The organism is Kribbella sp. NPDC048837, from assembly GCF_055586945.1.
Map to the genome: position 1 here is coordinate 378985 of NZ_JBVJHF010000006.1, position 15084 is coordinate 394068.

Below are 15084 nucleotides of genomic sequence, written 5' to 3' on the forward strand. Positions count from 1 at the left end.
CGGCCGAGCCTCTCGGGTCCGTGTTTCCGCGCCGGTTCCCTGGTGTTACGGCAGCGTCAAACACACGTTGGCCAGATGCGGAAGCTGTCCACTTCTGACCTGTCCCGGCACGGCGCCGCACCCGCACCCTGGTCGCGACCGCCCCGCCCCAGAGAGGTCAGCTCATGGTGTTTCCCCGGACCTGTTTCTCGCGGCCGTACCCGACTCCCCGATCAGCACGCTGGATCGGCATCGTCGCCGCCCTCGCGCTCGCCGCCTCCGCTCTCCACGCACTCCCGGCCGGGGCCACTCCCCCGCCGGCCGAGCCCACCGGCCCACTGGCGCGCACCGACGAGGCCGCGGCGTACGTCACCGCGCGGACGACCGGGCAGAAGGTACTGATCAGCGGGAAGACGACCGAGACCACCGAGTTCTTCGCGCTGCCGTCGGGGCAGACCGAAGCGGTGATCAGTGCCGGGCCGGTGCGGATGCGCGGCAGCGCCGGGCAGTGGATCGACATCGACGTCACGCTGGAGCGGCAGGCGGACGGCTCGGTCCGAACCAAGGCGCATCCGGAAGGACTGACGCTGTCCGGTGCGGCTGGTCCGGGGAACCACGTGCTGGTTGCTGCGGGCAATGGTCCCGCGCTGCGCTGGACCGGTCCGCTGCCGGCACCCGAGCTCGACGGCACCACGGCCACCTATCGCGCGGTCAAGCCGGGTGTGGACCTCGTCGTCGAGGCAACCCGGACCGGTTACGAGCAGCGTCTGGTGGCGACGAACGGCGCGACCGCCGGCCCGGCGCAGACGTCCGGTGCCAACTTCGACGCCTTCGTGCAGAACACCTACACGACCGACCGGTCCACGGCGACCGAGCTGAAGATCGGCACGTACGACGGCGGCACGAACAAGGCCCGCTCGTACGTACGCTTCGACAACCAGGACTGGCTCTGGGACAAGCAGATCCAGGCCGCGACGCTCAACCTCTGGGAGAACCATTCCTTCTCGTGTACGGCGCGCGCCTGGGAGGCCTGGCGGACTCCCGAGGTGACCAGTGCGGTCCGTTGGACCAACCAGCCCACATGGATCGAGAAGGTCGGCACGTCCACGCAGACCAAGGGCTTCTCCACCTCCTGCGGGGACGGCTGGGTGACGATCCCGGTGACTGCGGCCTTCCAGTACACGGCCACTGCCAAGCAGGCCAAGACGACCATAGGTCTGCAGGCCAGTGAGACGGACAACTACGGCTGGAAACGCTTTGCGTCCCGTGAGGCCGCATCGAACCCGCCGTCGGTGACCATCACCTACCAGACCAAGACAGCCGTGACCGCGCAGGCGACTTCGCCCCAGACCGTGTGTGCGACCGGCACGGCGCGCCCGTACCTCTCCAGCCTCACTCCGCAGCTACGCGCCCAGATCACCGACGGCGTCGGCGCACAGGTCTCCGCCACCTTCGAATGGAAGCCAGTGGGCGGCAGCGTCACCACGCTGACGGCCGGCCCCGGCGCATCCGGCTCGTGGCTCGGGGCAACCACCGGACCGTTGACCGAAGGCGGCAGCTACGCGTGGCGAGTCCAAGGCACGGACGGAACGACGGCCGGCGACTGGTCACCGTGGTGTGAGTTCACCGTCGACACCATCGCCCCGAGTGCTGCACCCACGGTCTCGTCGACGACGTACCCGGCTGGACAGTGGTCCGGTGGAGCAGGTGTCGCCGGGACGTTCACCTTCGGCGCATCCGGGGTGAGCGACGTGGCGGCGTACGAGTACGGCGTGGACGTGAATCCGCCCGACCAGGTCGTCAACGCCGCGACTCCCAGTGTCAGCATCACACCGACCGCGGACGGACCGCACACGCTCTGGGTGCGCACGCGGGACCGGGCGGGCAACAGGTCGCCGTTGACGGCGTACGTGTTCTCGGTCGGGGGTGGAGCGGTGATCGCACCGAAGACCGGTGATGTCAGTGCCGCGAAAACGGCCATCGTCGGTGCGGGACGCAGTACGGCGACCGGTGTCATCTACCAGTGGCGTCGCGGCGACACAGACACCTGGACGACCATTCCGGCCGCCCACGTGACCCTGGCCGCGGGAGGCGGCGCGGTGACCTGGCCACTGCCGACCAGCGGCGACGGCCAGTTCCCCAAGCTCAACTGGGATCTGGAGGCCACGCTCACTGCGGCCGACGCGCAGTCCATCCCCCGCGACGGGCCGGTGCAGCTTCGTGGCACCTTCACCGGCGGTACGTCGTCCGGCGCGGTGAAGCTCACGTTCGACCGCAACCTGGCGACCGCTGCCACGAGTCAGATCGGTCCCGGCGAGGTCAACCTACTCACCGGCAACTTCAGTCTCGCCGACGCCGATGTCTCGGTGGATGCCTACGGCAGCGACTTGACCGTCAGTCGCACGTACAACAGCCGGCAGGCGACCAAGACGGACGCATCCGGCATGTTCGGGCCGGGCTGGATCTCGGGCGCACTCGTGGCGGAGGCGGAGACGCCGTACACCTCCTTGGGAGTGTTCGGCTCGCTCGTGCAGGTGGGGCTGCCCGACGGGGACACTGTGGGCTTCACTGCGCGCAACGGCACCGACTTCGATCCTGAGGTGGGACAGGAGTTCCTCAAGCTGACCTACGCCAGTACGACGGACTCGTACAAGCTGTCCGACCAGGACGGCACGTCGGTCACGTTCACTCGGGTGATCGGGTCGGCCGCCGGCACCTACTACCCGACTGCGACCACGCAGCCCGGTAGCAACCAGACCACCACCTACCTCTGGGAGAAGGTGGGTGAAGCGGTCCGGCCGACACGGATGCTCGCTCCGGTGCCGGACGGGGTCAACTGCGCCACACTGACCCGTGGTTGCCGGGCACTCAACTTCACCTACGCCACCACCACCAACGGCACTGGTGACTACGCCGGACGGGTGAAGGAGATCTCCTTCACCGCTTGGGATCCGGACACCGCGGCGATGCGGACCGTACCGATGGCGGCGTACGAGTACGACAGCTCCGGACGACTGCGCGGGACCTGGGACCCACGGATCGGTCCGGCCTCCAAGGTGGCGTACACCTACCAGGCAGACGGTGTGCTCAGCACCGTGAAACCGGCCGCTGAAGAGACGTGGCAGTTCAGCTACACAACGGTCTCCGGGGACTCCGGTGCGGGCCGGCTGCAGAAGATCACCCGCCCGACGCTGGCCGACGCGACCATGACCTACAAGGTGCCGCTGTCCGGGACCGGTGCACCGAACGACCGGTCCCCTGCTCAGACCAAGCGCTGGGGCCAGCTCGAAGCACCCACCGACGCCACGGCCATCTCCCCGCCCACCGAGGAACCAACGGTGAGCTATCTGGACGCCAACGGTCGTCTCGTCAACACAGCCACTCCAGGCGGCAACCTCACCGCCACGTGGTACGACGGCTTCGGCAACGTGACCCGCTCGCTGACGGCCGAGAACCGCGCCAGAGCACTCAACCGATCGCAGTCCGACGACGACGCCACCGAACAGACGCTGTCCCTGGCCAACTCGACGCTGAACACCTACTCCTTCGACGGACTCCGTCTCGAGAGCACGTCCGAGCCGGAGACCGACGTGCAACTGAGCGACGGCACGACGACGCGCGGCCGCCAGGTCACTCGCAACACCTACGACCAAGGCGCACCCACCAGCGGTGGTCCGTACAACCTGGTCACGACGGAAGAGACTCTGGTCCGGCACTGGGGTACGAGCGGCACCACCGTCGACGCGGACCGCCGAGTGACCACCACCGGCTACAACTGGTCGCTCCGGGAGCCGACCGTGACGACCGTCGACCCGGGCGGCCTCGGACAGACCGTGCGGACGACTCTCGACCCGGCGACTGGTCTGGCAACCTCCACCACCCAAGCGGCGGGCGGTACGACGACCAACACGCCCGCGACGCGGAAGACGATCTACTACCGCGCGACGAGCGGCAGTGGGTACGCCGAGTGCGACCTGCGACCGGAGTGGGCGAACCTCCCGTGCCGAGTCCAGCCCGGCGGCCAGCCCGCGACCGGACCCGAGTTGCCAGCCACAGTCACGACGTACAACATCTACCACCAGCCGCGAGTGAAGACCGAGAAGACCAGTGCGGGCACGTTGCGAACAACAACCACGACGTACGACGCGGCCGGGCGGGTGCTGGAGACCGCAGTGACCGGTTTGGGTACGGCGGTGCCGACACAGCGGAACTTGTACGACGGTGTGACGGGCGACCTGCTGCGGAGCCAGTCCGTCGTGAACGGCACGATCACCGCCGAGCTCGTCCGCGGGTACGACACGCTGCGCCGGCTGACGGCGTACAAGGATGCCGACGGCAACGTCTCGACCACGACGTACGACGCGGCCGGACGGCCGGCGACCAGTTCCGACGGCAAGGCCACTCGGAGCTACACGTACGACGCGCGTGGCCTGGTCACGTCGCTGACCGACGACGACGCGGGGACCTACACCGGCGGCTACGATGCGGACGGCCGGCTGGTGAGCGAGATCTGGCCGAACGGCGTCAAGGTCGAGACCGCGTACGACGAGAGTGGCGCCGAGGCCGGTATCACCTACAGCAGGCCCGGGTGTCCGGGATCCGACTGTGTGCTGTTCCGGGAGTCGCTCACGCACACAGCACATGGTCAGACAGCCAAGCGCGTCTCGACGCTGTCCACTGAGGGCTACACGCACGATGCGGCCGGCCGGGTCACCGCGGTGCAGGACACCGTGGGCGAGCACTGCACCACGCGGACGTACACCTTCAACACCGCGACCGACCGGACGGCCAGTGCCGTCTATGGCCCATCGGCTGACGGCTCATGCCAGTCGACCACTCCCGCCTCGTCCCGGAGCTGGACCTATGACACAGCAGATCGGGTCACGTCGGCGGACTACAGCTATGACGCACTGGGTCGCACGACCACGGCCGGGGACCTCACGCTGACCTATCACGTGAGCGACCTCGTGGACACGATCACGCAGGGCGGCCGGACCACGGACTACGCCATCGACGTGACTGGTGAACGCGTACGCGCGTGGACCGACAACGCGACCGGTGTGGTCGTGGACAACGTGCAGCACTACGACGGCGACGACGACAAGCCGGTGTGGACCCAGGAGGGACCGGACCGGTTCACGCGGTTCGTCAGCGGGCTGGCCGGACTGACCGCGGTCGTCGACAGCGACAGCGGCGTACCCGAGTGGCAGGTCACCGACCTCTCAGGTGACGTGGTGGCGACCATCCACGACGGGGACGCCGGTCTGTCGACGACGTCCGAGGCCGACGAGTACGGCGTACCGCGGGATCCGGAGGCGGTCGGGAAGCAGCGGTACGGCTGGCTCGGTGCCGAGCAGCGGGCCGCGGACACGCCCGGCGGTCTGGTGCTGATGGGAGTGCGGGTCTACAACCCGGCGACCGGCCGGTTCCTGCAGACGGATCCGGTGTACGGCGGGAGCTGCAACGCGTACGAGTACACGTGCGCGGATCCGATCGACAAGATCGATCTTGACGGCAAGAAGGCGAAGAAAAAGAAGAAGTGGAAGTCGGATCTGCTGTTCTGGGTAGGCCCGCTCAAGCGGTTCGGGTCGTGGCTGGGGAAGAAGGCGTCGCGACTGTGGACGTCGTACTGGAAGGGCGTCTGGCGGTTCCACAAGTGGGGTGCGAAGAAGTACCGGAGCCTGGGCAAGTGGACCTGGAAGCAGACGAAGCGGGGGTGGCGGAAGCTGTTCGGCTGATCGTTGTCAGACAAGTTGATGACTTGTACGATCACTGGATGGATCGCATCCGCCACGTGAGGCTCTCGTCCGTCGTCCTCCCGCTCGACCGGCCGGTCAGTGACGCCAAAGTGCTGACCGGCCGGCAGCGGCCGATGACCGAGATCGTGTTCCTGTTCGCGCAGATCGCGACCGAGCAGGACCAGCACGGGATCGGGTTCAGCTACTCGAAGCGGGCCGGTGGGCCGGCGCAGTACGCGCATGCCAAGGAGATCGCGGCGGGGCTGATCGGAGAGGATCCGTCGGACATCGGGAAGGTGTACGACAAGCTGCTGTGGGCGGGTGCGTCGGTCGGGCGGTCCGGGGTGGCGACGCAGGCGATCGCGGCGATCGACATCGCGCTGTGGGACCTGAAGGCGAAGCGGGCGTCGCTGCCGCTGGCCAAGCTGCTCGGGGCGCACCGGGACTCGGTGCGGGCGTACAACACCTCCGGCGGGTTCCTGCACGCGCCGATCGAGGAGGTGAAGGAGCGCGCGTCGAAGTCGCTGGCCGACGGGATCGGCGGGATCAAGCTCAAGGTCGGGCAGCCGGACACCCGGGTCGATCTCGAGCGGGTCCGCGCGGTCCGCGAGCACCTCGGCGACGGCGTACCGCTGATGGTGGACGCGAACCAGCAGTGGGACCGGCCGACGGCGCTGCGGTTCGGGCGGGTGCTGGAACAGTTCGACCTGGTGTGGATCGAGGAGCCACTCGACGCGTACGACGCTCTCGGGCACGCCGAACTGGCGGCGGCACTCGACACGCCGATCGCGACCGGGGAGATGTTGTCGAGCGTCGGCGAACACGTCCGGCTGATCGAGGCGCGGGCCGCGGACATCATCCAGCCGGACGCGCCACGGATCGGCGGCATCACGCCGTTCCTGAAGCTGGCGACGCTGGCCGATCATCACGGGCTTCAGCTGGCGCCGCACTTCGCGATGGAGATCCACTTGCACCTGGCCGCGGCCTATCCGCGCGAGCCGTGGGTGGAGCACTTCGAGTGGCTGAATCCCTTGTTCAACGAGCGTCTGGAGACCCTCGACGGCCGCATGCTCGTCCCCGACCGCCCCGGCCTGGGCTTCACGACGTCAGAACAGTGCGCGGCCTGGACCGTCGACGCGTGTGAGTTCGGCACCCGATGAGCGGGCGAGGCTTGGCGTACGACCTGGTCGAGGACCTGAAGCGGCGAATCCTCAGCGGGGAGATCGCACCCGGGGACAAGCTGCCGGGCGAGAACAGCCTGGTGGCGGAGTTCGGGGTCAGCCGGACGGTGGTGCGGGAGGCTGTTTCGCGACTGCAGGCTGCTGGGTTGGTGGAGACGTTCCAGGGCCGAGGGTCGTTCGTGCTGGGCGTGCCTGAGCGGACGTCCGGGTTGCGGGAGGTTCGGTCGCATCAGGACGTGCTGGAGCTGATGGACTTTCGGATCGGCGTGGAGACCGAGGCCGCGGCGTTGGCGGCAGGACGGCGTACGCCGCACCAGTTGAAGGGGGTCGAGCGGGCGCTGGACGAGTTCCGCCGGATCGGGGACGACCCGGGCCGCTCGGTCGAGGCGGACTTCGCGTTCCACCTGAAGATCGCGGTTGCCTCAGGCAACCGGTTCTACTCCGACCTGATCGCCTCCCTCGGCCCGATGATGATCATGCTGCCGCGGACCCGGCTCGATCCGGCCTACGAGATGTCGGACCCCGACCACCTCACCCGCGTCGTCCACGAGCACGAGAACATCTACACCGCCATCACCCGCTCCGACCCCGACTGCGCCCGCGCGGCGGCACGCGTCCACCTGACCAACACCCGCGAGCGGCTCACCTGATGTTCTCGCTCGATCAGTTGACCGCCTTCGTGGCCGTTGCCGAGGAGCTGCATTTCGGCCGCGCCGCGGAGCGGCTGAACATGACCCAACCACCGCTGAGCCGGCAGGTGCAGAAGCTGGAACGCGCGGTCGGCGTCCAGTTGCTCGAGCGGGACAACCGCCGGGTGGCGCTGACCGAAGCGGGTCAGGCGTTCCTGACCGAGGCTCGCCGCGTGCTCGCGCTCGTCGAGACCGCGGGCGATCTGGCCCGCCGGGTCGATCAAGGTGCGGCCGGGACGCTGCGCCTCGGCTTCACCGCCACCTCGGCGATCCGGACACTCGGTCCCCTGCTTCGGCGGATGTCCGAGGAGCTGCCCGGCGTCGACGTGATCCTGCACGAGCGGGTGACGCCCGGCCAGATCGACGGGCTGCTCCGCGGCGAGCTGGATCTCGGGCTGGGCCGGCCGCCGTTCGACACCCGCGTGCTCGACTCGCGGATCGTGTTCCGGGAGCCGCTGTGTGCCGTTGTCCCGGGCAACCATCGGCTCGCGCAGCTCGGCCGCCCACTGACCCCGGCCGACTTCGCCGGCGAACAGGTGATCAGCTACTCCCCGACCCAGGCCCGCTACTTCCACGAGCTGACGGTCCGGTTCCTGGCCGACGCGCATCCCCGGATCGAGCAGCGGGTCCAGCAGATCCTCACCGTGATCCTGCTGGTCGCGGCCGGTCGCGGGGTCGCGCTCGTCCCCGCCTCGGCCCGCAGCCTCGGCGTCACGGGCGTCACGTACTGCGAGCTCGGCGTACCGGGTGAGCCGGTCGAGCTGCACGCCATCTGGAGCCGCGACTCCACCAACCCGGTCGTGCACCGGGTGCTGGCGATGCTCCCAGAGCATCACTAGATCCAAAAATGCTCTTGGACAGGTATCCATCGCGCTTCCTAGGCTGCTGGACGTGACCCACTACTCCCCCGCCGAACTGGCCGCGCAGCTCAAGACCGGACTGCTGTCCTTCCCGGTCACGCACTTCAACGCCGACCTGAGCTTCCACGAGGCCGGCTACCGCGAGCACCTGTCCTGGCTGAGCCAGTACGACGTCGCCGGCCTGTTCGCCGCGGGTGGCACCGGCGAGGGCTTCAGCCTGACCCCGGCGGAGATCGACACGGTCGTCCGGACGGCGGTGTCCGAGGTGAACGGCAAGGTCCCGGTGATCGCCCCTGCCACCGGCGGTACGGCGACCGCGATCGCGCAGGCCCGGGCCGCCGAGTCAGCCGGCGCGGACGGTGTGCTGCTGTTGCCGCCGTACCTGACCGAGGCGGGGCAGCGTGGTCTGATCGAGCACGTGTCGGCCGTCTGCCGCAGTACCGATCTCGGGGTCACCGTCTACAGCCGGGCGAACGCGATCCTGACCGACGTCACCGTCGCCGCGCTCGCCGACCGCAACCCGAACCTGGTCGGCCTCAAGGACGGCGTCGGCAACATCGAGATGATGACCCGCACGTACGCGCGGGTCGGCGACCGGCTCACCTACATCGGCGGCCTGCCGACGGCCGAGACGTTCGCGCTGCCGCTGCTGCAACTGGGCGTCAGCACGTACTCCTCGGCGATCTTCAACTTCGTCCCCGAGTTCGCGCTCGGCTTCTACGCCGATGTCCGCGCGCAGAATCGCTCGGAGGTCTACCGCAAGCTGAACGAGTTCGTTATCCCCTACCTCGACATCCGCGACCGGACGAAGGGGTACGCCGTCTCGATCGTGAAGGCCGGCGTGACTGCGATCGGCCGCTCCGCCGGACCGGTCCGCCCACCACTGCAGGACCTGACCGAGGACGAACTGGCCGAGCTCACCGATCTGATCGGCAAGATCAAGTGACCCCGACGATCACGTCCGTCGAGGTCGTGCCCGTCGCCGGGTACGACAGCATGCTGCTCAACCTGAGTGGCGCGCACGGACCGTTCTTCACCCGCAACGTCGTGATCGTCACCGACAGCTCGGGCAACACCGGTCTCGGCGAGGTCCCGGGCGGCGAGAAGATCGCCTCCACGATCCGGGAGGCCGCGCCGCTCGTCGTCGGCCGGGAACTCGCCCGCTACCGCCAGCTCCTCCGCTCCGTGACCCAGACCTTCGCCGGCCGGGACGCGGGCGGCCGCGGGCTGCAGACCTTCGACCTCCGGACCACAGTCCACGCGGTGACCGGACTCGAGTCCGCGCTGCTCGACCTGTTCGGCCAGCACCTCGGCGTACCGGTCGCCGAACTGTTGGGCGACGGCCAGCAGCGCTCGGCCGTGCCCGTGCTCGGTTACCTCTTCTATGTCGGCGATCCGACGCACACCGATCTGCCCTACCTGACTGACGATGGCACTGGCGATCGTTGGTCGCAGCTGCGCAGGCAGCCGGCGTTGACGCCGGACGCGGTGGTGGCGCTGGCGGAGGCGGCCCAGGAGCGGTACGGGTTCGCGGACTTCAAGCTGAAGGGCGGCGTCTTCGACGCTCACGTGGAGATCGACGCCGTCCGTGCGCTGGCGAAACGGTTCCCGTCGGCGCGGATCACCGTCGATCCCAACGGCGCCTGGCCGGTCCGGGAGGCGATCGCGGTGTGCTCCGGGCTGGACGACGTACTCGCGTACGTCGAGGACCCGTGCGGCGCCGAGCCCGGGTTCTCCGGGCGGGAGACGATGGCCGAGTTCAAGCGGGCGACCGGGTTGCGGACGGCAACGAACATGATCGCGACCGACTGGCGCGAGCTGGCCCACGCGATCCGCGCCGACGCGGTCGACATCCCGCTGGCGGATCCGCACTTCTGGACGATGGCCGGGTCGGTCCGGGTCGCGCAGGTGTGCCACGACTTCGGGCTGACCTGGGGCTCGCACTCGAACAACCACTTCGACATCTCGCTCGCGATGTTCACCCACACCGGCGCGGCGGCGCCCGGCGACATCACCGCGCTGGACACGCATTGGATCTGGCAGGACGGCCAGGCGTTGACGAAGGAGCCGTTGCGGATCGCCGACGGCGAGATCGCCGTACCGGACCGTCCTGGTCTCGGGGTGGAACTGGATCGGAGCGCGTTGGCCGCGGCGCACCAGCTCTACCTGGAGCACGGTCTCGGCGCCCGCGACGACGCGATCGCCATGCAGTACCTGATCGACGGCTGGACCTTCGACCCGAAGCGGCCCTGTCTGGTGCGGTGATGTTCACTGGCGTTGCCCGGGATAGGTTTCCATCGGTGCTGTCGTCTCGATCAAGGAGCCCGAAGGTGCACAGAATGCGCTGGCAGAAGCCGCTCGCCGCTGCCGTTGTCCTGACCGCTCTCACCGCGACGCTGACCGCGTCGGCGACGCCGTCCGGGCACTCGGGTGGTGGTGGGGGTGCGTGTTCGAAGGACGCGACGTTCCTCGGGTTCAGCGACGCACTGGACAAGACGACGTTCGACGGGCAGCCAGTGGCCGGGCTGTCGGCGATCAACGTGACCGGCCGGCACAGTGCGATCGCGCTGGTGGACAACGTCGGGACCACGCCGGCCCGCGTGTTCGACCTGAAGATCAACAGCACGCCGACCTGGGCGAGCGTCGACGGGATGACGATCCTGCGCCGCCCGGACGGTACGCCGTACAACGGTGCCGACTTCGACGGTGAAGGACTGGTCGTCGAGCGCGGCGACCGGACCATCCTCGCGACCTCCGAGCGGGAGCCGTCGATCCGGCGCTTCCGGCTGTCCGACGGTCTGCAGATCGGCTCGCTGCCGGTCCCGGCCCGGTTCCAGGTCGCGCCCGCCGGTGAGGCGACGAGCAACGCGACGTTCGAGTCGCTCGCGGTCAGCCGGGACGGGCTGTCGCTGTTCGCCGGGATGGAAGGCCCGCTCGCGCCCGACGGTACGGACGCCGACGGCCGCACGCGCAACCGCATCATCCGGTACGTCGGTCTGCCCGGGCACGACTACCGTCCGATCGCGCAGTACGCCTACCAGCCGGACCCGGGGCTCGCGCTGGTCGAGCTCGCCTGGGTCAACCCGACCGAACTGGTCTCGATGGAGCGCACGTTCACGCCAGGTGTCGGGAACACGATCCGGGTGTTCACGGTCTCGCTCAAGCGGGCCGTCGACGTGACGAAGCAGGTCTCGCTGGCGGATGCCCCGGCGAGCGTCTTCCTGCAGAAGAAGCTGCTGTTCGACCTGGTGAACTGCCCGCCGTCGGGCGCGGTCGCCAAGCAGCCGCAGCCGAACCCGTTGCTGGACAACGTGGAGGGGCTCGCGCTCGGTGGTTCGCTGCCGGGTGGGCGGCGGCAGCTGTACCTGATCTCGGACGACAACAACGGCGCGACCCAGATCACCCGGTTCTACTCGCTGGCGGTCGACCTGCACTGACCGACGCGTCACAATGTGTGAATGCGCGTGATCGTGGTGGGTGCGGGCGTGATCGGGCTGAGTTGCGCGGTCCGGCTCGCCGAGGGTGGGTACGACGTGGCGGTGTTCGCGCGCGATCTGCCGCTGGAGACGACGTCCGCGGTGGCGGCCGCGCTGTGGTACCCGTACCTGTCGGCGCCCGAGGACCGCGTCACCGCCTGGTCCAGGACGTCGTACGAGGAGTTCGCGAAGCTGGCGGAGATCGAGCCGTCGGTGCGGATGCGGCACGGGCGCGAGTTCCTGGTGGAGCGGAGGCCGGATCCGCGCTGGGCCGACGTACTGCCTGATCTGGCGCGCGTTCCGTCGCCGCCGACCGGATTCGCCGACGGATGGTCGTTCACCACCCCGGTGGTCGACATGCCGATCTACCTGCAGGCGCTGGTGAAGCGGCTCGAGCAGGCCGGAGGGACGCTGACCCGCTCGGCCTTGTCCGCGCTGCCGACCACGGCCGACCTGGTCATCAACTGCACCGGCCTCGGCGCCCGCCTGACCGCCGGCGACCCGACCGTGACGCCGGTCCGCGGCCAGGTGATGACGGTCGAGCAGTGCGGCTTGAGCGAGTGGCTGATCGCCGACCGCGCCCCGCACGAACTGACGTACGTCGTTCCGCGTGAGAACGACGTGGTCGTCGGAGGCACCAGCCAGCCCGGCGACTGGAACCTGGCCGTCGACCCCGAGACGGCCGACCAGATCCTCGCCCGCGCGGCCGAGCTCGTTCCCCAGCTCCGGAAGGCGAAGGTCCTCCGCCAGCGCGTCGGCCTCCGCCCCGCCCGTCCCGCGATCCGCTGCGAACTCGTCCGTACCCGCACCGGCGAGCCCGTCATCCACTGCTACGGCCACGGCGGCTCCGGCGTCACCCTCTCCTGGGGCTGCGCGGATGAGGTCTTCGAGCTTGTCCAAGGCGTCTGACCGCCCGATCATCCTCGACGGCGGTCTCTCGAACGCGCTCGAGGACCGCGGGCACGACCTGTCCGACGCGCTGTGGTCGGCGCGGTTGCTGAAGGACGCGCCGGAGGAGATCGCCGCGGTGCACCGCGCGTACTACGAGGCCGGGGCGATGGTGGCCACGACGGCCAGCTACCAGGCGAGCGTGGTCGGCTTCGAGCGCGCCGGGGTGCCGCGGGCTGAGGCGGAACGGCTGATCGGGGACAGCGTGCGGATCGCGCGCGAGGTGCGCGACGAGTTCGCCGGCGACCGGCTGGTGGCCGCTTCGGTGGGACCGTACGGCGCGATGCTCGCGGACGGCTCGGAGTATCGCGGACGGTACGGCGTGAGCCCGGCGGTGCTGCGTGACTTCCACGGACCGCGGCTGGAGTTGCTCATCGACGCCGGCCCCGACCTGCTCGCGGTCGAGACGATCCCGGATGTGGACGAAGCGCTCGTCCTGGTCGAGCTGCTGCGTGAGTTGGACTTCCCGGCCTGGTTCTCGTACTCGATCGCCGGCTCGCGCACCCGCGCCGGACAGCCCCTGGCCGACGCGTTCGGGGTGGTGGCCGCCATCTCCCAAGTGGTTGCCGTAGGCATCAACTGTTGTAGGCCGGACGACGTCCAGGCCGCCGTCGGGACGGCCGTCGAGATCACCGGCAAACCCGCGATCGCCTATCCGAACAGCGGCGAGTCCTGGGACGCCGCCGGCCACCGGTGGAGCGGTCCGGCAACCGCCACGGCCCTCGCCACCCTCGCACCCGGGTGGCTCCGCTCGGGAGCGACGTACATCGGCGGCTGCTGCCGGGTCGGCCCGGCCGACATCCGAGCACTGGCCGCCGCGCTAGACGCCTAGGACCTGGCAGAGGAGGTCGAGGGCGCCGGGGTAGGCGTGGTCGGGTGGGGTGCCGTAGCCGACGATGACTGCTTGGCGGGTGGCTCGGGTCGGGTTGACGTGGTAGTTGCTGAGGGTGGCGAGGCCGAGGCCTTGGCGGGCGGCGCGGGTGACGATGTCGTCGGCGTCGCCGGGGACGTCGAGGAGGACGTGCAGGCCGGCGGAGATACCCGCGACCTTGACGTCGGGCGCGCGGACGGCGAGTAGCTCGACCAGGCGGTCGCGGCGCCGGCGGTAGTGCAGACGGGACCGGCGTACGTGCCGGTCGTAGTGGCCGGAGGCAATGAACTCCGCGAGGGTCAGCTGGTCGAGCGTCGCGGTCTGGAAGTCCGCGGTCCGCTTGGCCGCGATCACCGGCTCGATCAGCCGCTGCGGCAACACCATCCAGGCGAGCCGGAGTCCGGGCGCGAGACTCTTGCTCGCCGTCCCCGTGTACACGACCCGCTCGGGATCCAGCGCCTGCAGAGCACCCACGGCCTGCCGGTCGTACCGGAACTCACCGTCGTAGTCGTCCTCGATCAGCACCGCCCCCGCATCGCGAGCCCATTCGACCGCCGCCGTACGGCGTTCTGGCGCGAGCGGCACGCCCGTCGGCATCTGGTGGGCCGGCGTGAGCAACACCCCCTGCCCGGTCAGGTGCGAGGTCTGCGCTCCCAGCTCGTCGACGGGTACGGCGGCAACCTCCAGGCCACGCGCCCGGATCACGTCCCGGTGCAGGCTGTAGCCGAACTCCTCCACCGCTACTGTCGTCCCGCCCAGCGCCTTGACCACCTCGCCGAGCAGACTCACGGCCTGCACGTACCCGGAGCAGATCAGGATCCGCTCCGGATCGGCCCGGACCCCACGCGCCCGGGCGAGATAGTCGGCCAGCATCCGCCGCAGCTCGATCCGGCCGCGCGGATCGCCCAGCCCGAACGCCTCGTTGGGCGCGGCGGTCAGCGCCTTCCGCGCCGCGGTCAGCCACTCCCCGCGTGGGAAGGTCGCCACATCCGGTGAGCCCGGCGTCAAGTCGTAGCGGAAATTCCTTGCTTGCGGCAACGACGCGACCGGCGCCGGTGCGGTACTCGCGCGGTTCGCGACGACGGTGCCGGATCCCTGGCGAGCGGTGAGCCAGCCCTCGGCGACGAGCTGCCCGTAGGCGTCGGCGACGGTGTTGCGGGCGATCCCGAGATCCTTGGCCAGCGACCGCGACGACGGCAGCCGGGTCCCGGCGGGCAGGCGTCCGGTCCGGATCGACTCGTGCAACGCCCGGACCAGCTCGTTCCGTCCCCGCGCCGCGGCCAGATCAAGGTGAAGATCCGCCCCGGCGGCATCCCCCGAACTCTCCATGGCACGGGACTTT

The 15084-nt window shown here is 69.6% G+C and carries 10 protein-coding genes; 9 read left to right on the forward strand and 1 reads right to left on the reverse strand.

The window, feature by feature from the left end; all coding sequences use genetic code 11:
* The first annotated feature begins 164 nt into the window (after positions 1 to 164).
* The 9 genes from ACZ6O0_RS28385 to mmuM all read left to right on the forward strand — a co-directional run bounded on the left by ACZ6O0_RS28385 (position 165) and on the right by mmuM (position 13703).
* On the forward strand, positions 165 to 5717 hold the full coding sequence (locus ACZ6O0_RS28385; RefSeq protein WP_465768036.1) for a DNRLRE domain-containing protein: 5553 nt from the start codon (positions 165 to 167) through the stop codon (positions 5715 to 5717).
* Positions 5718 to 5755: 38 nt separating this feature from the next.
* Positions 5756 to 6877 carry an L-talarate/galactarate dehydratase gene (locus tag ACZ6O0_RS28390; RefSeq protein ID WP_465768037.1) on the forward strand — a complete coding sequence of 374 codons (1122 nt, stop codon included), beginning with the start codon at positions 5756 to 5758 and terminating at the stop codon, positions 6875 to 6877.
* Positions 6874 to 7548 (forward strand): FadR/GntR family transcriptional regulator, encoded by a 675-nt coding sequence (locus ACZ6O0_RS28395; RefSeq protein ID WP_465768038.1) that lies wholly within the window; start codon positions 6874 to 6876, stop codon positions 7546 to 7548. Before ACZ6O0_RS28390 ends, ACZ6O0_RS28395 begins: the two co-directional genes overlap by 4 nt.
* Positions 7548 to 8426 (forward strand): LysR substrate-binding domain-containing protein, encoded by an 879-nt coding sequence (locus ACZ6O0_RS28400; protein WP_465768039.1) that lies wholly within the window; start codon positions 7548 to 7550, stop codon positions 8424 to 8426. The genes ACZ6O0_RS28395 and ACZ6O0_RS28400 overlap by 1 nt, the downstream gene beginning before the upstream one ends.
* Positions 8427 to 8478: 52 nt before the next feature.
* Positions 8479 to 9393 (forward strand): 5-dehydro-4-deoxyglucarate dehydratase, encoded by a 915-nt coding sequence (gene kdgD, locus ACZ6O0_RS28405; protein WP_465768040.1) that lies wholly within the window; start codon positions 8479 to 8481, stop codon positions 9391 to 9393.
* Positions 9390 to 10712: an enolase C-terminal domain-like protein gene (locus ACZ6O0_RS28410; RefSeq protein ID WP_465768041.1), complete on the forward strand. Its 1323-nt coding sequence runs from the start codon at positions 9390 to 9392 to the stop codon at positions 10710 to 10712. Before kdgD ends, ACZ6O0_RS28410 begins: the two co-directional genes overlap by 4 nt.
* A 74-nt stretch (positions 10713 to 10786) precedes the next feature.
* A complete protein-coding gene (locus ACZ6O0_RS28415; protein WP_465768042.1) occupies positions 10787 to 11884 on the forward strand; it encodes an esterase-like activity of phytase family protein in 1098 nt (365 codons plus the stop codon).
* A gap of 21 nt (positions 11885 to 11905) precedes the next feature.
* Positions 11906 to 12832, forward strand: a complete 927-nt coding sequence (locus ACZ6O0_RS28420; protein WP_465768043.1) for an FAD-dependent oxidoreductase — start codon at positions 11906 to 11908, stop codon at positions 12830 to 12832.
* The gene (gene mmuM / locus ACZ6O0_RS28425; protein WP_465768044.1) at positions 12816 to 13703 is read left to right on the forward strand and encodes a homocysteine S-methyltransferase; all 888 of its coding nucleotides are present in this window, start codon (positions 12816 to 12818) and stop codon (positions 13701 to 13703) included. Before ACZ6O0_RS28420 ends, mmuM begins: the two co-directional genes overlap by 17 nt.
* On the opposite strand, the gene pdxR is transcribed toward mmuM, so the two are convergent.
* On the reverse strand, positions 13692 to 15071 hold the full coding sequence (gene pdxR, locus ACZ6O0_RS28430; RefSeq protein ID WP_465768045.1) for a MocR-like pyridoxine biosynthesis transcription factor PdxR: 1380 nt from the start codon (positions 15069 to 15071) through the stop codon (positions 13692 to 13694). The genes mmuM and pdxR overlap by 12 nt on opposite strands.
* Positions 15072 to 15084: the final 13 nt, after the last annotated feature.